This is a genomic window from Rhizobium sp. SU303 (genome assembly GCF_021052345.1).
Classification (GTDB): Bacteria; Pseudomonadota; Alphaproteobacteria; order Rhizobiales; family Rhizobiaceae; genus Rhizobium; species Rhizobium laguerreae.
Genome location: NZ_CP088095.1, coordinates 71,984 through 90,895 on the forward strand (window position 1 = coordinate 71,984; position 18,912 = coordinate 90,895).

20 protein-coding genes, 1 tRNA gene and 1 pseudogene are annotated in these 18,912 nt (G+C 60.7%); 10 read left to right on the plus strand and 12 right to left on the minus strand.

Going from position 1 to position 18,912, the window contains the following annotated elements:
• Positions 1 to 53 precede the first annotated feature (53 nt).
• On the minus strand, positions 54 to 941 hold the full coding sequence (gene argB / locus RlegSU303_RS00370) for an acetylglutamate kinase (RefSeq protein WP_003556104.1): 888 nt from the start codon (positions 939 to 941) through the stop codon (positions 54 to 56).
• Positions 942 to 1,084: 143 nt separating this feature from the next.
• On the opposite strand from argB, the gene RlegSU303_RS00375 reads away from it, so the two are divergent.
• The 3 genes from RlegSU303_RS00375 (at position 1,085) to RlegSU303_RS00385 (ending at position 3,017) form a co-directional block, all read left to right on the plus strand.
• Entirely contained in the window at positions 1,085 to 1,624 is a 540-nt protein-coding gene (locus RlegSU303_RS00375) for a sigma-70 family RNA polymerase sigma factor (RefSeq protein ID WP_017958754.1), read from the plus strand.
• Positions 1,621 to 2,340, plus strand: a complete 720-nt coding sequence (locus RlegSU303_RS00380; protein ID WP_062943799.1) for an anti-sigma factor — start codon at positions 1,621 to 1,623, stop codon at positions 2,338 to 2,340. The genes RlegSU303_RS00375 and RlegSU303_RS00380 overlap by 4 nt, the downstream gene beginning before the upstream one ends.
• Positions 2,341 to 2,462: 122 nt before the next feature.
• Entirely contained in the window at positions 2,463 to 3,017 is a 555-nt protein-coding gene (locus RlegSU303_RS00385) for a fasciclin domain-containing protein (RefSeq protein WP_011650236.1), read from the plus strand.
• A 59-nt stretch (positions 3,018 to 3,076) separates the two neighbouring features.
• Here the strand turns inward: RlegSU303_RS00385 and RlegSU303_RS00390 are convergent, their stop codons facing one another.
• The 8 genes from RlegSU303_RS00390 to rpmH all read right to left on the minus strand — a co-directional run bounded on the left by RlegSU303_RS00390 (position 3,077) and on the right by rpmH (position 8,660).
• Entirely contained in the window at positions 3,077 to 4,153 is a 1,077-nt protein-coding gene (locus RlegSU303_RS00390) for a sensor histidine kinase (protein WP_222402352.1), read from the minus strand.
• A gap of 120 nt (positions 4,154 to 4,273) precedes the next feature.
• Positions 4,274 to 4,549, minus strand: a complete 276-nt coding sequence (locus tag RlegSU303_RS00395) for a hypothetical protein (protein WP_024323874.1) — start codon at positions 4,547 to 4,549, stop codon at positions 4,274 to 4,276.
• 121 nt (positions 4,550 to 4,670) lie between these two features.
• Positions 4,671 to 4,895: a hypothetical protein gene (locus RlegSU303_RS00400; RefSeq protein ID WP_027666179.1), complete on the minus strand. Its 225-nt coding sequence runs from the start codon at positions 4,893 to 4,895 to the stop codon at positions 4,671 to 4,673.
• Positions 4,896 to 5,027: 132 nt separating this feature from the next.
• Positions 5,028 to 5,237 carry a cold-shock protein gene (locus tag RlegSU303_RS00405; RefSeq protein WP_003545000.1) on the minus strand — a complete coding sequence of 70 codons (210 nt, stop codon included), beginning with the start codon at positions 5,235 to 5,237 and terminating at the stop codon, positions 5,028 to 5,030.
• A 269-nt stretch (positions 5,238 to 5,506) separates the two neighbouring features.
• Positions 5,507 to 6,160, minus strand: a complete 654-nt coding sequence (gene yihA, locus RlegSU303_RS00410) for a ribosome biogenesis GTP-binding protein YihA/YsxC (RefSeq protein WP_129417738.1) — start codon at positions 6,158 to 6,160, stop codon at positions 5,507 to 5,509.
• Positions 6,161 to 6,313: 153 nt separating this feature from the next.
• Positions 6,314 to 8,104: a membrane protein insertase YidC gene (gene yidC, locus RlegSU303_RS00415; protein ID WP_131619507.1), complete on the minus strand. Its 1,791-nt coding sequence runs from the start codon at positions 8,102 to 8,104 to the stop codon at positions 6,314 to 6,316.
• A complete protein-coding gene (gene rnpA, locus RlegSU303_RS00420; RefSeq protein WP_029873867.1) occupies positions 8,104 to 8,505 on the minus strand; it encodes a ribonuclease P protein component in 402 nt (133 codons plus the stop codon). The genes yidC and rnpA overlap by 1 nt, the downstream gene beginning before the upstream one ends.
• 20 nt (positions 8,506 to 8,525) lie before the next feature.
• Complete coding sequence (gene rpmH / locus RlegSU303_RS00425) at positions 8,526 to 8,660, minus strand: 50S ribosomal protein L34 (RefSeq protein WP_003545006.1); 135 nt, start codon at positions 8,658 to 8,660, stop codon at positions 8,526 to 8,528.
• Between the two features lie 418 nt (positions 8,661 to 9,078).
• On the opposite strand from rpmH, the gene RlegSU303_RS00430 reads away from it, so the two are divergent.
• The 5 genes and pseudogenes from RlegSU303_RS00430 to RlegSU303_RS34295 all read left to right on the plus strand — a co-directional run bounded on the left by RlegSU303_RS00430 (position 9,079) and on the right by RlegSU303_RS34295 (position 15,501).
• Positions 9,079 to 11,076, plus strand: a complete 1,998-nt coding sequence (locus RlegSU303_RS00430) for a methyl-accepting chemotaxis protein (RefSeq protein ID WP_131619506.1) — start codon at positions 9,079 to 9,081, stop codon at positions 11,074 to 11,076.
• A gap of 247 nt (positions 11,077 to 11,323) precedes the next feature.
• The gene (locus tag RlegSU303_RS00435; RefSeq protein ID WP_231283345.1) at positions 11,324 to 12,844 is read left to right on the plus strand and encodes an ATP-binding protein; all 1,521 of its coding nucleotides are present in this window, start codon (positions 11,324 to 11,326) and stop codon (positions 12,842 to 12,844) included.
• 122 nt (positions 12,845 to 12,966) lie between these two features.
• Positions 12,967 to 13,043 (plus strand) — tRNA-Arg (locus RlegSU303_RS00440).
• Between the two features lie 369 nt (positions 13,044 to 13,412).
• Positions 13,413 to 15,284 (plus strand): adenylate/guanylate cyclase domain-containing protein, encoded by a 1,872-nt coding sequence (locus RlegSU303_RS00445; protein WP_151519115.1) that lies wholly within the window; start codon positions 13,413 to 13,415, stop codon positions 15,282 to 15,284.
• A gap of 32 nt (positions 15,285 to 15,316) precedes the next feature.
• Positions 15,317 to 15,501: pseudogene (locus RlegSU303_RS34295) on the plus strand (hypothetical protein).
• 91 nt (positions 15,502 to 15,592) lie between these two features.
• Here the strand turns inward: RlegSU303_RS34295 and RlegSU303_RS00450 are convergent.
• Both RlegSU303_RS00450 and RlegSU303_RS00455 read right to left on the minus strand, forming a co-directional pair.
• Positions 15,593 to 15,838, minus strand: coding sequence for a DUF982 domain-containing protein (locus tag RlegSU303_RS00450; protein WP_131627864.1), 246 nt, complete (start codon positions 15,836 to 15,838; stop codon positions 15,593 to 15,595).
• A 176-nt stretch (positions 15,839 to 16,014) separates the two neighbouring features.
• Positions 16,015 to 16,536 carry a hypothetical protein gene (locus RlegSU303_RS00455; protein ID WP_131707863.1) on the minus strand — a complete coding sequence of 174 codons (522 nt, stop codon included), beginning with the start codon at positions 16,534 to 16,536 and terminating at the stop codon, positions 16,015 to 16,017.
• A gap of 202 nt (positions 16,537 to 16,738) precedes the next feature.
• On the opposite strand from RlegSU303_RS00455, the gene RlegSU303_RS00460 reads away from it, so the two are divergent.
• Positions 16,739 to 16,921: a hypothetical protein gene (locus RlegSU303_RS00460; protein ID WP_131639877.1), complete on the plus strand. Its 183-nt coding sequence runs from the start codon at positions 16,739 to 16,741 to the stop codon at positions 16,919 to 16,921.
• Between the two features lie 27 nt (positions 16,922 to 16,948).
• Positions 16,949 to 17,239 (plus strand): hypothetical protein, encoded by a 291-nt coding sequence (locus RlegSU303_RS00465; protein WP_131707864.1) that lies wholly within the window; start codon positions 16,949 to 16,951, stop codon positions 17,237 to 17,239.
• 78 nt (positions 17,240 to 17,317) lie between these two features.
• Here RlegSU303_RS00465 and RlegSU303_RS00470 read toward each other — a convergent pair whose 3' ends face one another.
• Positions 17,318 to 18,796: a hypothetical protein gene (locus tag RlegSU303_RS00470; protein WP_151519114.1), complete on the minus strand. Its 1,479-nt coding sequence runs from the start codon at positions 18,794 to 18,796 to the stop codon at positions 17,318 to 17,320.
• Positions 18,797 to 18,912 lie beyond the last annotated feature (116 nt).

Here is an 18,912-nt window from a genome sequence, read left to right on the forward strand (position 1 = left end):
CTGTTCCCGTGCTAGGAAGATCCGCCCTTCGCAAGTGAAGGGCGCAGCCTCGTTCAGGGAACGATCAGCGTTCCGACGCCGTGCTCGGTGAAGATCTCCAGCAGGACGGAATGGGCGGTCTTGCCGTTCAGGATGACGACACCCTGCACGCCGGCCTTGATCGCATCGATGCAGGTCTCGACCTTCGGGATCATGCCGCCGGAAATCGTGCCATCAGCGATCAGCGCATGCGCTTCGGCGACCGAAAGCTCCTTGATGAGCTGGCCGTTCTTGTCAAGCACGCCGGGCACATCGGTCAGGAACAGCAGCCGGGTGGCGTTCAGCGCGCCGGCAATAGCGCCGGCGAACGTGTCGGCATTGATATTGTAGGTGGCGCCGTCGCGGCCGGGCGCCACGGGGGCGATGACCGGGATCATTTCGGAGCGGGCAAGCAGATCGAGCAGCGTCCGGTCGACCTCGACCACTTCGCCGACGAAACCGAGATCGAGCACGCGCTCGATGTTCGAATCCGGATCCTTGATGGTCTTGCGCGCCTTTTCGGCGAAGACCATGTTGCCGTCCTTGCCGCAAAGGCCGATCGCCCATTCGCCGGTCTGGTTGATCAGCGCGACGATTTCCTTGTTGATCGAGCCGGCGAGCACCATCTCGACGATCTCGACCGTTTTCTGGTCGGTGACGCGAAGCCCGCCCTCGAATTTCGATTCGATGCCCATTTTGCTCAGCATGGCGCCGATCTGCGGGCCGCCGCCGTGAACGACGATCGGGTTGACGCCCGATTGCTTCAAGAGCGCAATGTCGCTGGCAAAGGCCTTGCCGAGCTCGGGATTGCCCATGGCGTGGCCGCCATATTTCACGACAATCGTCTTGTTCTCGTAACGCTGCATGAAGGGCAGTGCCTTGGCCAGAAGCCGCGCCTGCATTTCGCTTTCGGTTTCGTTCATGGGAACCCCGCAGAATTGTTCGCGGCCTTTTATCGCAAGTTTCTGGCAGAGGGAATAATCCAGAGGGCAATAGTTTTTCGTATCTGTCGCGGAGCCGGACGCCGTTACGGTCTGGCGCACGCAAGCTTGAGATGAGGAACGGCATGCAAGGCGATGAGATCGCAGACCTGATCGGCCGCGTCGCACTCGGCGATCGCAGGGCTTTCGTGGCCCTCTACAATCAGACCGGACCGAAACTTTTCTCGATCTGCCTGCGTATCTTGAAGGATCGCACGGAAGCCGAAGAAGCTCTGCAGGAAGTCTATATCAGCATCTGGCAACGCGCTCGCAGCTTCTCCGTCGCCTCGGGTTCGTCCTTGGCATGGCTGGCCGCAATTGCCCGCAACCGGTCGATCGATGCGCTGCGGGCGCGCAAGCCCGTCGCCGACGAATTGGACACGGTCTACGATCTTGCCGATGCCGGACCCGGCCCGGAAATGCAGACGGTGACCAAGGATGAAGGAAGGCGGATTGACACCTGCATGGAAGAGTTGGAAGCTGATCGTGCGGTCGCGGTGAAACGGGCTTATGTCGAAGGGCTGAGCTATCAGGAACTGGCCGATCAGTTTGGTGTTCCGTTGAATACGATGCGGACCTGGCTCAGGCGCAGCCTCTTGAAACTGAGAGAGTGCATGGAACGATGACATCGCCCGACAAAAGCAAGGGAGACCGCTCCCGCGACGAGGTTCTCGCCGGCGAATATGTGCTTGGCGTCCTGTCGTTGCAGGATCGCCGGGTGGTGGAAGAGCGCATGCGCCACGACCGGCCCTTCGCTGCGATCGTCAGCCGCTGGGAAACCAACCTCTCCGCCTTCAACGACGAGTATGAAGGCGTCGCTCCGAACCGGGAAACCTTCAAGCAGATCGAGGCGCGGCTGTTCGGCGATGGCCAAAAGCCCCCCTCTTTTTCTCAGGGGCTGTGGAATTCCGCCGTTTTCTGGCGCTCGCTGAGCTTCGCCTGCATCGTCGTCGCCGTCAGCGCCGTCATCTTCGCCTCCGGCGTGGTGCCCGAGCCGCAGGGGCCGGCACCGCTGGTGGCCTCGCTTTCGGGCCAGAACAGTACCATCAATCTTCTGGCCTCCTACGAGCTTCAGAGCGGCCGGCTGAAGATCGTTCCGGTCGCCGCCGGCAAGCCGGAAGAGAAGTCGCTGGAACTTTGGCTGGTCCCGGGCAGCGGTATGACGAGATCGCTCGGTGTGTTCCAGCCGGGCGAAAGCGGTGAACTCGTCATTCCCGCCGAACTGCGCAGCATGATAGCCGATGGCGCAACGCTTGCCGTCAGTCTCGAACCCTTCGGCGGTTCGCCGACCGGCCAGGCGACTGGTCCGGTGATCGCAAGCGGTCCCCTGCACCGGCCGTAATCGTGCTGGCCATAAATCATGTCTCCTTTCTGAAACTCTTCGGCGCGGCTCTCCGTAGTTCGAAATGTCCGGACGACGCTCAGGCATAAAGCCCGCGGATGGTGTCCGGTGAGGAGAAAATCATGATCAAGTCCGTATTGCGCGGCTTCGCGCTCGCCACTGCAATGTCCGCCGTCGCCTTTGCCGCCGCGAAAAACCCGACGGTCGGCGGTGCGGCGATGTTCGATAGCAAGAACATTATCGAGAACGCCGTGAATTCCAAGGATCACACGACGCTGGTCGCAGCCGTCAAGGCAGCAGGCCTGGTCGGCACGCTCGAGGGCAAGGGCCCCTTCACCGTCTTTGCGCCGACCAACGAAGCTTTCGCTGCCCTGCCGAAGGGCACTGTCGATACGCTGCTGAAGCCGGAAAACAAGGCGACGCTGACCAAGGTTCTGACCTGCCACGTCGTTGCGGCCGATGCGATGGCCAAGACCGTTGCCAAGATGATCAAGGATGACGGTGGCGAGCATGACATCAAGACCGTCGGCGGCTGCGTGCTGAAAGCCAAGGAAAGCATGGGCAAGATCACCTTGACCGATGAAAACGGCGGCGTCTCCCATGTGACGATCGCCGACGTCAAGCAGTCGAACGGCGTCATCCACGTCGTCGACAAGGTGCTGCTGCCGAAGATGTAAGCCAGTTCGTATCGGCAGACGTATTGGGGCGCTCTTCGGGGCGCCCCAAACATAGGTGGCTATCGGGCCGCTTCGGCTCTCGGGAAGACGAGGGAGACACTCATCCCGGCGTCAGGGGACGAGCTGACTTCAACCTCGGCGCGGGCATTCTGTTTCAGCGACTGCACGATCATGGCGCTCAGCTTTCCCGGCTGCGGCCAAATGACGTCTTGGGGAAGACCGACCCCGTTATCTGCAACGGTGATCCTGCACCCGGTATCGCCGACCACACAGCGGAGCGTGATCTCGCCGCCATCACGCCCCACGAAGGCATGCTTCAGCGTATTGGTGAGAAGTTCGTTGATGACGAGCCCGGCCGGCATGGCGACATCGACCGAAACCGGCCAAGTATCGACCTTCATGTCCAGCCGGATCCCTTCCACGGCATGGGCTGCCATCACCGAGGCGGCAATCTGGCTGACATAGGTGCCAAGATCGACTGTGGCGCCTTTCTCTTCGTCCGACAGCGAGCGATAGAGCAGGGCCAAGGCTTCAATCCGCCCGGCAAGCCGTGCAAACCTCTCGCTTTCCTCGTTCTGTTGAGCATTGCGCGCCTCCATTCGGATGAGCGCAGTGATCATCTGAAGATTGTTCTTCACGCGATGCTGAAGTTCCCGCAGAAGGACATCTTTCTCCGTCAGCAGTTCGCTGAAGCTTTCAGCGGCCGTCGCCTCATTGCGGGCAGCAAAGGCCACCAGTCGGAAAAGCGGCGTGTCATCATCGTCGACGATCGTATTCGACCAGACATCGATAATGATAGTGCTCTCGGGTTCGGCCACCAGCGAGAAGGCACCAATATACTCTTCTGCAGTGGTCACAGCGGCGGTCAGCGGCACCTCTCCGGAGACGGCGGTAGATTTCAATTCAATGTCCGGCCAGGGCTTTCCCTGGACTTGGGTTGCCTCGAGCGCCGTCAGCCGTTCGAATTCGAGATTGACATAAATCAGCGGCTCGTCGCCACCGAGTTCGGAGACAGCCACCGCGAATGGCACATGGTCGAGAAAGTGTCGAAACCGATCATCATCAAGGGCTTCGGCAAGATGGGGCAAGTTGCCGACGCCTTCCGGCGAAATCGGCTGGTCTTTGCTATCGGTCATCAAATATTACTCTTGGACGCGGCTGCTCCCGCAAGCAGGAGAACTAGGGTTGCTTTAAAAACTGCGGGGACGCAAGCATTGATCGGCGGCACGTCCATCGATTGCCGGCCATAGGGTTATTTAAGCCCGGTCATAGGTAAATGACGTCAGCAGGGTCGTGACGAAATTGCTCGCCCTTTCCTTGACCAGCACTTCCGTCCATTCATCAGTCCCGCGCAGCCGCAAATCCGTATAAATGCTGTCGACGGCCGCTTCTTCGATACGCTTGATATGGGTTCTGAACGACGCTTCGCCGCCGCCGTGATACATGTCTCTGATCACCATGCGCAGGATCTCCTGAATGGCGATCTGCCAGGCCGTATTGATCGATTGAAGTTCGTTCGCAGTCTCTGCCATTGACGCTTCCTTGGTACGAGTGAATGCCAGCATGCCTTCGGCCATGCTGCAGCGCGAGAGCTGCAAGCCCGTCATTTCAGACGCGGTTTAAATCTCGAGCCTTGTCGATCGGGTTGTGATCTCAGCGGGCTCGGGCGCGTTTCGCAATGAGGGCAGAGGTTGCCGACACCCGGTTACTATGTTCCCGCGCAAGCCGGGCTTCCCGAAGCCGCAACGTCTTTGCCTGTTGCGATTGGGCGTCGGATTCGAGTTCTTCGGCCGCCTGGTTCTTCGCGAAGAACTGGGTCTGGACGTTACCGAAGGCTATCTCCGCCCGCTGGCGAGATTTGCTGTATGTCTCTGTCATCTTGGGTCCGATACTGCGGGCTCGACACGCGAGCGAAAACGAAAAAGGCCAGGCAAATCGCCTGGCCTTGGATTGATAACGTGCTTCCGGCAGTGCCAGTACATCCGTGGTCAAAGGGAAGCAGATACCGATTTAAGCGTTCTGGAGATTGCAAGCGGACATCTTGCCCGACTTGTTGTCACGCTCGAGGTCGAAGCCGATCTTCTGGCCTTCGACGAGTTCGCGCATTCCGGCGCGCTCGACGGCAGAGATGTGAACGAAGGCGTCGTCGCCGCCATTATCAGGCTGAATGAAGCCGAAGCCCTTAGTGGAATTGAACCATTTAACTGTGCCAGTGGCCATGATGATGAACCCTTTCATAGCAATATTGAAGAACCACAACGCCAAGGCGATCCGGATGGTGATAGCGATTTTTGAAAGGAAGTTCGTTCAGGGCGCGGTGCCAATCGCGCGATAACCAAGCCAGCAAGCAAAATTCGATGGTCGCTATCTAGCTCATCAAGCCTGCGACGTCAACCGTTAGTTTTCCGTTTGCGCTGTGTTCAACTTTTGGATGTCTCGGCGACCTTTACACCAAACAGGGCTTCGCGGTCGGGGTGCTCAGGCCTTTCCTACTTCCAGCGGGCGATACCGAGGGTTTCGGCGATCGCTTGGCGCAGTTCGTCCAATCCATCGCCTTTTTCGGACGAGGTGGACAGCACGCCGGGATAGGCGGCCGGGCGCTTGCGGATCTTTTCCGCCGTTTCGGCAATGAGCTTCGGCACACCGGCTGCCTTGATCTTGTCGGTCTTGGTGAGCACGATCTGGTAGGAGACGGCGGCCTTGTCGAGCAGATCAAGCACATCGTCGTCGTTCTTCTTGATGCCGTGGCGGCTGTCGATCAGCACATAAACGCGCTTCAGCGTCGCGCGGCCGCGCAAATAATCGAAGACGAGCTTGGTCCACTTGTCGACCTGCTCCTTCGGCGCCTGCGCATAACCATAGCCCGGCATGTCGACGATCGCCGTCGGCGGCAGGTCGCCGCCTTCGCCGGAATAGCCGTCCGGAACGAAATAGTTCAGTTCCTGCGTGCGTCCCGGCGTGTTCGACGTGCGCGCCAGACCTTTCTGGCCGACCAGCGCATTGATCAGCGACGACTTGCCCACATTCGAGCGACCGGCGAAGGCCACTTCCAACGGCCCTTCCGGCGGCAGGAAATTCAGGGAGGGCACGCCGCGGATGAAGATCCATGGGTGGCCGAAGAGCGGCTTTTCGGTTTCGGGCATGCGGGTTCTGCAATCTCTGGGTTGGGTCTTTTACCGGGCTTCATGGTTTTGCGGGCGGATGTCAAGCTTTTCAGGCGCCTGCGCGGCATGCCTTGTTTCCTTCGTCCGCCGCCCGGAAATGAAAAGCCCCGCCGGAGCGGGGCTTGGCAAGCGTCATTTCGACGGTACTTCTTTTCGTCGGAACAGACCCTTCAGATTGTCGAAGAGTTCAACCTTGACGCCGTGGCGCTTCATGATCAGCCCCTGCTGGGCCACCGAGAGCGTGTTGTTCCAGGCCCAGTAGATGACCAGGCCGGCCGGGAAGCTGGCCAGCATGAACATGAACACCAGCGGCATCCAGTTGAAGATCATCGCCTGTGTGGGATCGGGCGGCGTCGGGTTCATGCGCATCTGCACGAACATGGTGATGCCCATGATCAGCGGCCAGACGCCGAGGTGCAGCAGCGCCGGCCCCTCGAAAGGCAGGAGGCCGAACAGATTGACGATTGTCGTCGGATCGGGCGCCGAAAGGTCCTTGATCCAGCCGAAGAAGGGTGCGTGCCGCATTTCGATGGTGATGTAGATCACCTTGTAGAGCGAGAAGAAGATCGGGATCTGCAGCGCCACCGGCCAGCAGCCGGCGATCGGATTGATCTTCTCTTCCTTGTAGAGCTGCATCATCGCCTGTTGCAGCCCCATGCGGTCGTCGCCGAATTTTGCCTTCAACTCCTCCATCTTCGGTTGCATGCGCTTCATGTTCGCCATCGAAGCGTACTGCTTGCTGGCGAGCGGGAAGAACAGGAGCTTGACGACGATGGTCGTGCACAGGATCGCCACGCCGAAATTGCCGAAGTAGCGGAAGAAGAAGTCCATCAGCTTGAACATCGGCTTGGTGATGAAATAGAACCAGCCCCAGTCGATCAGCCGGTCGAACTTCGGGATCGAGTAGCTGGCCTCATAACCGTCGATAACAGGCACTTCCTTGGCGCCGGCAAAGACGAGGTTCTTGAGCTCGATCGATTGGCCCGGCGCAACGGTGAAGGCATCATCCTTGTAATCGGCCTGATAGCGCGGCTGGCCATCGGCAAAGTGGGAGAAGCGCGCCTCATAGGCCGCACTTTGCGGCGGAACGATCGTCGCCGCCCAATATTTGTCGGTGATGCCAAGCCAGCCGCCGGTGGATTTCGCCGGCGTGACGGCTTCCTCCTCGACGGCGCTATATTTGGTTTCGATCAGGCCGTCGCCGATCACGCCGATGAAGCCTTCATGCAGCACGTAGACGGAGGGCGTCGTCGGCTTGTTGTAGCGCGTCACCCGGCCGTAGGAAGACAACGATGCGGGCGCCTGGCCGGTATTCTCGATCTTGTCGGCGACGGTGAACATGTAGCGTTCGTCGACGGAAATGGTGCGGGTGAAGGTCAGGCCCTTGTCATTGGTGTAGGAGAGCGTCACCGGCGTCTTTTCGGTGAGCTTGGCGCCCTCGGGAGCGGTCCAGAGCGTCGAGGCACCCGGAACGGCGCCTGTCGCGTCGCTGCCGATATAGCCGAGTTCGGTGAAATAGCCGTCCTTGGTCTCGGCCGGGCTGAACAGCGTGATGATCGGGCTCGAGTCGTCGACCGTCTCGTGATAACCCTTGAGCTTCAGATCGTCGAGGCGGGCGCCGGCAAGGTTGATAGAGCCGGAAAGTGCCGGCGTATCGATGGCGACGCGCGGGGTCTTTGTCAGCGCCTGCTCGAGCGTCGCTGTCGCGGCTGCCTGGCCGGAAGGGGCCGTACCGCTCGGCTGGGCCGGCGTCTCGCCGCCGGCTGCCGGCTGCTGCACCTGCTCGGTCTGTTGCTGCGCCTTCTGGGCTTCCTGCGCCTTGCGCTGGGCCTCGATGCGCGGATTCATATAGAGAAACTGCCAGCCGAGGACGATCAGCACCGAGAGAGCGATCGCAATGAAATAATTGCGGTTGTTTTCCATCATACGTTCCTGGGGCGTCCGTCTCCGGAGCGCCGGTGTTTCGGCCTGGTTTCCACGCGGGATTTCAGTTCCGCGGCCAATTCCTGGAAGGACGCGTCAAGCACGTCCCTGCGCGCGACAACCACATAGTCGTGTCCGGGCTGCATTGCAAACCCCGCATGAAGCCGCACCGCCTCTTTCAGGCGGCGGCGCATACGGTTCCGTTCGACCGCGTTGCCATGTTTTTTGGTGACAGTAAAACCGACGCGTGCCTGGCTGTCGGGTTCCTTCCGGTCGAGGACTTCGAGAAGGAAGAAGCCGCCCCGGCGTTTTTCGCCCTCGCGCGCGGCAAGAAACTGCGGGCGGCTCTTCAGCCGCCCGACAGTGTGTTTCTTCTCACTGATCGTCAATTCGCCCGCCATCTCTTACCGGGCAACCCGGCTTACGCCGACAGACGATTGCGGCCCTGCGCGCGGCGGGCTGCGATGACCTTGCGGCCACCCTTCGTGGACATGCGCGCACGGAAACCGTGGCGACGCTTGCGAACAAGCTTGGATGGTTGGTAGGTACGCTTCATTTATTTTAAACACCGCGGAGTGCGGCCCTTCTTGAATTTGCATAATGCAAGGAGCGTTATTTTACGAACGGGCGGGCCATGAAAGGCCTAAAGTGACCGGACGTGCGCGGGCTTATAAGGATGAAGCCCGTAAAAGTCAATTATGCCGGATAATTTCGCTATGTGCTGCCGGCCTCGAAAGTAAATTCGCACTCTGGTGTTAAGAAATGCGGGTTGCCCTGAACGGTTGTAGTTTTGCGCCGTGACGGATAGATCACTCAGCTTTTCAAGCGTTTAGCATCCCGAAGACATTCGGCACGGATAATTTCCGAAGCCATAATCGTAAATTCTAGAAATCTAACTTTAATCAATTTCGCCGATATTCAACGCATCGACTGGAATTTGCTTTCCAGCCAGTGGCGTAGCTAGGAGCATTGCATTGAAGATCCGGGGCAAAATTAATCTGCTGGTTTGCGTGATGGGCGCGGTGGCACTTCTGATCGGTGCAACGGCATTGTCCGCCATGCACGAATACAGTCGCAACCTGACGGCTTATGAGCATGCCGCCAGCCGTGCCTATGCCGGCGAACGCCTCAATCGTTTCGTCACGGCCGTTGTCATGGAATCGCGCGGCATCTATGCCGCCAAAACGATCAAGGATACGCCGAATTTCGCCAAGGGCTTGCTGGCCGGGCTCGATGAGATCGACAAGGTCATCTCCGGCTGGGCGCCGCTCGTTCCCGAGGATGAGAAGGACGATTTTGCCAAGCTTGTCGCCCGCGCCGCGGAATTCCGCACCTTCCGCGCGGAAACGGCCCGCCTAGGCACGGAAGTCGGCCCCGAGGCCGCAAGCCAACAAGGCAACAACGAGGCCAACCGCGCCAACCGCAAGGCGTTCCAGGCGGAAATCGATGCCGTCGTCGCCATCGACAAGGCAGCGCTGGAGACCGTCAACGCCGAGATCGAGAGCTTCCGCTCCTGGGTGCTGATGCTCGTGCTCAGCATCACCGGCATCGGCATCGCGGTCGGCATCGGCATGGGCTTCTATATCGGCACCAGCCATCTCAGCCGCCCGATCAAGCGCGTCACCCATGCGATCAAGGAAGTCGCCGACGGCAATTTCGACGCCGAGGTCCCCTTTGCCGGCCGTCCGGATGAAATCGGCGAGATGGCCGCAGCGGTTGCGGTCTTCAAGGCGAACGGCCTCGCCGTCAAGCGCCTGAATGCCCAGGAGGCGGCGATGCGCGCCAAGAGCGACGACTTGCAGTCGAGCATGTCCGTCGTCGTGGCGGCGGCTGCGGCCGGCGATTTCGGCCACCGCATCAGCAAGGATTACGAGGACGACAACCTCAACCAGTTCGCCGGCAACATCAATACGCTGCTGGCGAGCGTCGATGCCGGCATCGGCGAGACCCGCCGCGTCATCGCAAGCCTTGCCGAAGGCGACCTCACCCAGACGATGAGCGGCAACTTTCAGGGCGCCTTCGCCGAGCTGCAGCAGAACGTCAACAATACCTTCGTTACGCTGCAGGCGACGATGCGCGAAGTGCGCGAGACGACGGAAGCGATGAACGGCAACACCGCCGAGCTGCGCAATGCCAGCGACGACCTGTCGAAGCGCACCGAGCAGCAGGCGGCCGCCCTCGAAGAGACCTCGGCAGCACTCGACGAGATCACCGCCGTCGTCCAGAATTCCACCGAGCGGGCGCATGAGGCCACCATCATGGTATCCGAAGCCAAGGAGAATGCTGGCCGCTCCGGCGTCGTCGTGCGCAATGCCGTCGAGGCGATGGGCCGCATCGAACAGGCCTCACGCGAAATCAGCCAGATCATCAACGTCATCGATGAGATCGCCTTCCAGACCAACTTGCTTGCGCTGAATGCCGGCGTCGAGGCGGCCCGCGCCGGCGATGCCGGAAAGGGATTCGCGGTGGTGGCGCAGGAGGTGCGGGAATTGGCCCAGCGTTCGGCAACGGCTGCCAAGGACATCAAGGCGCTGATCACCAAATCCGGCAACGAGGTGCAGGTCGGCGTCAAGCTCGTCCAGGCGACCGGCGAGGCGCTGGCCGAAATCGGCACCCGCGTCATTGCCATCAACGACCATATCCATTCGATCGCGACAGCTGCGACCGAGCAGTCGACCGGCCTCAAGGAGGTCAATACCGCCGTCAACCAGATGGACCAGGTGACCCAGCAGAATGCTGCGATGGTGGAAGAAACCTCCGCCGCCACGCACAGGCTTTCGGCCGAAGCCGGTGGCCTGGTGCGCCTCATTGCCCGCTTCAAGCTGTCGGATGATGCGCCGGCACCTGTGGCGCTCGTTCGCAACGAGCCGCAAAGGCCGGTCGCTTCGCCCGCCCGCCGCGCGATCGCCAAAGTCGCCCGCGCCTTCGGCGGCAACGCGGCCGCAGCCGAGCAGAGCTGGGAAGAGTTCTAAGCTTTACTGATCACGCGCCTTTTAACGCCGCCTCCGGGCGGCGTTAGTTTTTTCTGCCCGGTCCGCGCCGGGCAAAGACTCCTCCCCACAAGGGGGAGGGGTTGGGGAGGGGCCTTCCTCCTCTCGGGCGGCGTTTCTTTGTGACGACGTGACGCTGCTCGCAAAGATTTGAAAGCGGAGCATCTTGGTCTAATATAGAGCTCAACGGTAGGGGCGGCCTGGGTGCTGCCGATCGGGCGAGACGAGAATGCCGACAAGAGACCAGGGCGACAATCCTTCGGCGGAAATCCCGGCGGCCGGCGAGGCCGCAAGGGCGCCGTGCCCGTCTGCCCGCATGTTCGGCGGCCTCTCCGGCAAGCTGCTCTGGCTCACCGTCGTCTTTATCATGCTCGCCGAAATCCTGATCTTCTTTCCATCGGTCGCCAGCATGCGGTTGCGCTGGCTGCAGGACAGGCTGAACACCGCCGCTGCCGCCGCCATCGTCATCGATGGGCTGCAGCCCGTCGAGCTGCCGCGGGCGCTGCAGAAGGAGACGCTGGAAGCGACCGGCACCAAGGCGATCGTGCTGCGCAAGGAGGGCACTTCGCGGCTCTTGGCGACGACCGATATGCCGGCCTCCGTCGATGAAGCCTATGATCTCACTGACGTGCCGCCGGTGACGGCGATACGCGACGCACTCGACACCTTGATCCTCGGCGGCAGCAGGATAATCCGCGTCTACGGCCCCGTCGGTGACACCAACACCGGCGTCGAGGTGGTGATGAAGGACCGGCAGCTGCGCACGGCGATGTTCGCCTATTCCCGCAACGTCCTGTTGCTGTCGGTGCTGATCTCGCTGTTCACGGCGACGCTGATCTTCTTTGCGATCAACCGCATCCTCATCGGCCCGATTCGCCGGCTGACCGGCAGCATGCAGCAATTCTCCTCCGATCCCGAGAACCCCGCCCATATCTATATCGGCGACGGCGGCCGCGACGAACTGGCGGTCGCCGGCCGCAATCTCACCTCGATGCAGATGGAGCTGCAGAAGACGCTGAAGCAGCAGAAGAACCTGGCCGCTCTCGGCCTTGCCGTCTCCAAGATCAATCACGACATGCGCAATATCCTGGCGTCGGCGCAACTGATGTCGGACCGGCTGGTCGATGTCGACGACCCGATGGTGAAAAGCTTCGCCCCGAAGCTGCTGCGCACCATCGACCGCGCCGTCGGTTATACCACCGAGGTGCTGTCCTACGGGAAGGCGAGCGAATCCGCGCCACGCCGCCGCCATATCCGCCTGTTGGAACTGACCCAGGACGTCAAGGACATGCTGGCGATCGATCCGCAAAGCGGCATCGAATTCGCAGAGCAGATCGGCGCCGAGCTTGAGGTCGATGCCGATAGCGAGCAGCTTTTCCGCGTCATCCACAATCTCTGCCGCAACGCGCTGCAGGCGCTGACGTCGCCGGGCGAGGGCGGCCTGGGTTCCGTCAGGCGCATCACCGTCTCCGCCCAGCGCGTCGGCAGCGTCGTCAGCATCACGGTGGATGATACCGGCCCCGGCATGCCGCTAAAGGCGCGCCAGAACCTTTTTGCCGCCTTCCGCGGCTCCGCCCGCTCCGGCGGCACCGGCCTCGGCCTCACCATCGCCCGCGAGCTGGTGCTCGCCCATGGCGGCACGATCGCGCTGGTGGAAAAACCGACGGTCGGCACGCAGTTCCGCATCGAGATCCCCGACCGCCCGGTTTCGCTGGAGGATTACCGCAGCCGGACGCATATTGAAAAGTGACGGGGTTTCGCAAGGCGCGGCTTCGGGCAGACAAAGACGCGATTTTTTCAGAAATGCTCTTGCATTGTCCCGAAGGACGTTTTAGAGGATCGCCACGCAAGCGGCACCGCCGCATTTTGCACGCACCCGTAGCTCAGCTGGATAGAGCACCAGACTACGAATCTGGGGGTCAGGAGTTCGAATCTCTTCGGGTGCGCCATTTCCATATAAAGCGGGGCACTCCTGCCGCAGCCGCTCCGCTCATCACCAAACGCTCCAGAACGTCCCGCCTTCCGAGGATGCGGATTCCATCGTCATCGACTTCGACCTGATTGATAACGGAGCGAAGTAGGCGCGGCGGAAAGGTATCGGCCCTTGCGTTATGCCGTCGCCCTCATCGATGAGGCGACGGGACCGCTCCAGGCGAAGTCGGGGCCGGCGGACCGCGAATTGACGGTCTCAATATTCACGCATTTATGAGCTGTATTGATTACCGCTTCCCGAATTGCAGGACTAGTCTGAATGATCGCTGCACACCAATTGTTAGCAGTGACGGCCGTGTATCAAGCCACTCCGTTGGGAGACTGAAATGCAACGCAAGCTCGCGGCAATCATGGCTGCTGATATCGTCGGCTATAGCCGGCTGATGGCTGAGGACGAGTCTTCCACCTATGCGGAGCTGCGCACCGTTTTTGACCACCTGATCGACCCGACTGTCGCCCGCCATGGCGGAACCACTTTCAAAACGACGGGTGACGGCTTCCTTGCGATGTTCCCGAGCGTCAACGCGGCCGTTGATGCGGCACTTGCCATCCAGCAAGGTTTTGACGACGGGCCCTTCAAGCTGCGTATCGGCATCAACCTCGGTGATGTCATCGAGGATAATGGTGATGTCTATGGGGATGGGGTGAACGTCGCGGCCCGGCTTGAGGCCATGACCGAACCCGGCCAGATATTCGTCAGCGGCGCTGTGGTGATGGCCGCCGAGCGCAACCGCGGCGATCTGTTCGCTCGAGTCGGCCGCAGGCGCGCCAAGAATATTCCCGAGCTGCTTGAAGTGTACCGCGTAAGGCGGGCGGGCTCTCCCTGGTCGATCTGGCGGCAGGTGCCACATATCCTGCGCGGCAGCGCTGCGCGCTGGTCTTATGGCGTTGCTGCCATCGCTCTCATTCTCATCGGTACCCAGATTTCACCTCTTCCGCTGGCAGCGATGGTGAGCGGCATCCCGGCTGCACTTTCTCTGGACCAGACCCGTGGAGACCCCAGACCCTCGATTGCCGTCATGCCGTTCGCAACCATGAGCGGCAGCGATAACCAGCCTTACTTTGCAGACGGTCTGACCGAGGACGTGACCACGGCGCTCGCTCGTAATCCCGAGCTTCAGGTCATCGCCCGCGATTCCACCTATGCCGTGCGCGGTCAGGAGACGGATGTACGTAAGCTCGCGGCAAAGCTTGGCGTTGATTACGTGGTTGAAGGCAGCGCGCGCCGAGAAGGCGACCAGCTCCGCGTTTCGGCGCAGCTTATTGATGTAGGCACGGGGGCGCACTTATGGTCGCGCAGCTTCGACAAGAAGGTTGCTGACGTTTTCACCGTCCAGAGCGAGCTCACCACGGAAATCGTCGCGCAACTCGCGCCCTATATCGGCCGAAGCGAAGCGGCAGCGGCGGCGCTGCGGCCGACGGATAGTCTGCAGGCCTATGATCTCGTCTTGCAGGCCCGCGACCGTTACCGGCACGGCGCCGCTGACCAGAACGCTATTCTCGATGCCCGCGGCCTGTATCAGCGCGCCCTAGAAATGGACCCGGCTTATGCCGCAGCCCGCGCAGGCCTTGCGTTGACCTACATCGGCGAAGTGGCGCAAAGGCCCGGCGGTCAGGCCGCCGCGCCCGAACTGGATCTGGGTCTCAGTGAGGCGCGGCAGGCCGTGCGGCTCGATCCCAATCTCGGTTTTGGATATCAGGTAATCAGTTTTGGACTTGCGCTGCAGGCGGACTATTCCGGCGGACTTCGGGCGGCGCAGCGTGCGGTCGAACTGAACCCCAACGATCCCGACAGCATGATTGCGCTGGCCAAAGCGCAGGTCCGGTTCGGAGACTATCGGGACGCTGTCGCCAATGCGGAGCGGGCGCGCCGACTGCACCCCATGGCACCGGAATACTATGCCTACGTGCATGGTCAGGCGCTTTATGCCGATGGCCGCCGCGAAGAGGCGGCCACGGTCATCAGCGAGTGCCTTGTCAGAGCGCCCCGCGACGCGAATTGCCTTCTCATCCAAGCCGCGTTGCAGGGTGGAAGCGGAGAGCTTGAAAAGGCGCAGGCTACCATGGCGAGCCTTGTTGAAGCCCATCCGGCATTCTCGCTGGAAGCGGAAAGGGCTTATCGCCGGTTCGGCGACGAACCCTTGATGGAAGAGTTCCTGCAAGACCTGGCGAGAGCCAAAGCCCCGGAGACGGCTTGACGTTGCTGTCAGCGTCGCGGTTTTAGAAGTTCGTGGACCGAAGGCGACATGATCTCTGGGTCGCTGATCTGCACGCCGGCACGGTCGTGCCTCTTCCGTCTCCCAAGTCGGGCTGGCTGAAAGCGGTGACCGACCTTCACTTGTGACGAAGGGCTTCAATCTGGCCGTGGTTGTCAAGTCTGCGGAGGCAGCATTGTCTGGCCATTATGATGGCTGATTGCGTATAATCTCTGCGTCATCACGCTGGATGGCGAGCCGAGATGACCGCTCGCCGTCCAGCGCCAAATAGGCGCCGCACGGGTCGTGGCTTACTCCTTAATCGGGATTCCGGCTTCGATTGCAGCGTCGATGAACGCCTGTCGCGCCTCTTCCCGGTTTCGTTTTCCCGACATCACATCCGCGCAAACCGCGCAGGCCCTATCCAAGGCGGGGCCTTCTTCGGTCGGCCAGTCCTCAATCAACGCCCATGTTGCAGCCTGGGTCGTCTGGATCACCACCCACTGATCCGGGCCTTCAAGGGCGACCGTCACCGGCTTCTTCCAAATGGTTTGCATGATCTCAGGACCTCCGCTGCGTGCTCTCTGCCGTTGCAGCCTGCACACATAGGGCGATTCATCCGGCGTGGCGAGGCGCAGTATGAACGAGATGCCTTTCTCGGTCAGCGAACTGCTGGGATGTGCTTTTCGAAAAGGGTTTCGTGCCGCCGCTTTGCGCGCTTATGCGGAGCCTCCTAGAATTCCTGCACGAATTCACACGCCAGCAAGGTTTTGCCGGGCAAAGCGTCTCCCTGGCGGGCAACGATGGAGACCCTTCCGGGGCCGGCCATTCCGGGTTCTGGCTGCAGGTCTGCAGGAAGTTCAAGCGAATAGCCCTTGGTGGATGTGCCCAGCAGGTCCGAGGTCTCCGGCTTCAAACCATATTTCGCGGCCAGATCGTCGGCGCGTTCGCCCTCGATCAGGACGCCAACAGCGTTACTTGCAAAGAAAATCTCGGTCGACTTAAAGCCGTCGCGGCCTATCTGGTTCGGGAGTTTGTAGATCGCCGCGCCCAAGGATGATGTGTCCGGCTTGGCCAGAGCTTCCACGACATCATAGATCTTCATTGCCGATGTCATCGTATAGGGTGGCTTGCAAAGGGCTGCGTCAAAGAACTTGTCATCGGCCGAATCGGCCAGAACCTGCCCGGCCTGAAATGTCGCAAAAGCGACGCACGCAGAGAAGGCGGCGTAGCGAATGAATTTGGCGTTGTGCATGGAATATTCCTGAGAAAAGTGGCTCTAGCGGATTCGTGTGTACGAGTTCGAATGACTAGGGGATTCGAGGTAATTATGCTACCCAAAGTTTAATCTCTCAGATCCACTCTTCTCTTCCGTCCGGCCGTACTGATGGGTAGGATGAGTGGCATCGGACGCGGAGACGGAGATATCGCAGCGCCGATCTGAAGGCAGGAAAGTCATGATCGCAGCCTATATCGATGAAATCATCATGTTTTGCGCCGGCCTGTGGATGACATCCGTGGGCTTTGGTTATCTGCCGTTTCCCGGCAAGCCGGCCAACCGGCCGCCGTTGGTTCGCCACTTCAAGTGGATGGGTCCCTTGCTGCTCGCGATCGCCATCATTCTGGCGGCTGCCTCATAAGCCGCGTGCTCAGACTGGGGTGAAGCAATGAACAATATGTTGGCCTGCCCGTCGTGCGGATTGGACAAAACGGAATCGATCGTCCACCGCGGTTCCTACATTCTCCGATGCGCCGCCTGCGGTGAAACGATTGTCGCCACATCATTCATGGCGATGCTCGATCTGGATCACCAGTGTTCGGCCTTTATCGATCCGGGTCCCGGAAACTCCCCTCCGCAAGAGACGCTCATTGCGCGTGGGCCACTGCGGCGGATCTCCGGGGCGATCAGTGCCGCAGCGCGTAATGGAATTCTGGTCCTTCTGATTTCTGAACCATAGGACTGAAGTCCGTTGGCGATGGAGCCGGCGGCTAAAATGAAGGAGGGGCAGCTCGCCAGCGCGCGGCAGCTGGCGCCATCATGGGCGTAACCGGACGAGAATCTTGGCCCCGGGACCCCTCAACTGTTCCGCCAGCGCTTCCAAATCTTTCTTATCCGTTCCCGCCAGAACGATGCGACCATCCGTGATCGGCTCCCTCATCCAGGGTTCCATGACGACCTTGTCGTTGATCAGCATCTGCGTTTGTCGTCCCAATACCGCCTGCGTGAAATCGCGGAATGTGGCGGCGCTTTCCGGGGTGAGCACGATATTCAGGCCGTGGTCGTAGGACACGGGGGACAGGCTTACCTCCGCACTCTTCACCTCAAGCGAGACAGGCGCAATCGCCTTGGCCGCGTCATTGTTTGCAGCAACGGCAGCTTCTTGCGATGCCGTTGGTGGAGCAGGCGGTGTCGAGAGCTCATCCAGGATGCCCGGCCCGGCCTTGGCTGATGGTAGCGGCTCGATATGCAAATCGGGCGTCTGCAAGTCTTTTGCTGTCAGCACGCCTGTAAGCTGCAAGCTGGCCGGCATATCCTCGCGTTGGATGTGGGTATATGTGCGCAACCTCGTCCCTCCTGCCTCAACGGTTACGATCTCCGACGCTTCGAGTGTCGAGCCATCGTTCAGGGACACCACGAGCTCGACGCTGCGGCGCTTGCTGGCGCGTTTGAGGGAAGCCAGCTGATCGGCCGTGAGGTTCTTTGCCCGCTCGGCAAAGCCCGTGATCAAATTTGCGATCGCCGGCTGCTGCGACTGGCTGAACGCTGCGGCGTCGGCTTCCTCCGACAGGGAAAGGGTTGCCGTGCGTGCGGTCGCGTCGGTGGATTCCAGGGTCCAGGTCGATGTCACCGGAACACTAACGCCGTCATAATCTTCGTCCCTCGACGTCGCTGAGGCCTGACCAATCTCCATAGTCTCTGCCTGATAGGATTGCCCTGTGGCAAGCAGTTGCGCCTCCGGCACCAAGGCGGCAACAATCTGAAGAGGGTTTGCCTCCAGCTTGGCGATGATGTCATAGACCCCGCTTTGTGGTGCCGCGGGAACTCCACCCGGTCCACTGGCCGCTATCGCCCGCATGTGTGCCACGATCTGATCGACACCGGAGAGATCGCGCGGGTTGCCGTTCAGGTCGGCTTCGAGTTCGAGCGAAGCGGTGCCATAGGCCGTGAGGGAATTCCGATAGAGCAGGTTCATCTGATAGCTGTCGGCAAGGCCCGCAAGGCCTTCCGGCAAATCGGCGCTGAGAGACCAGCGGACCCGCATGCCGTCTTCATCCCGCGACAGGACCGTCATACGCTGGCGAAACGCGCCGCGCATCGTCATGGCCGAGGCGCCTGGCTTGTCGAACCAGAATGACATATCGGTTTCGGTTGCTTTTTGAACGCGGTAGCTGCGCTCGACGCCCATCGCTGGCGCGTAGCCCGGGATCTCGATGCCGCCGGCGGACCATGCCGGATGGGAGAGCGTGACGCACAGGCAAGCTGAGGCAAAACTTTTCCAGTACAATGATGTCATGCTGACAGGGCCCTGAACATTGAAGCTTATGCGGCGCCTTCCGGTCGCCGGCCGCGAGCTTATTTGCTGATGAAGAGAATGGGTAGTGCCGGCGATGCGATAATCGTCTTGCGCGA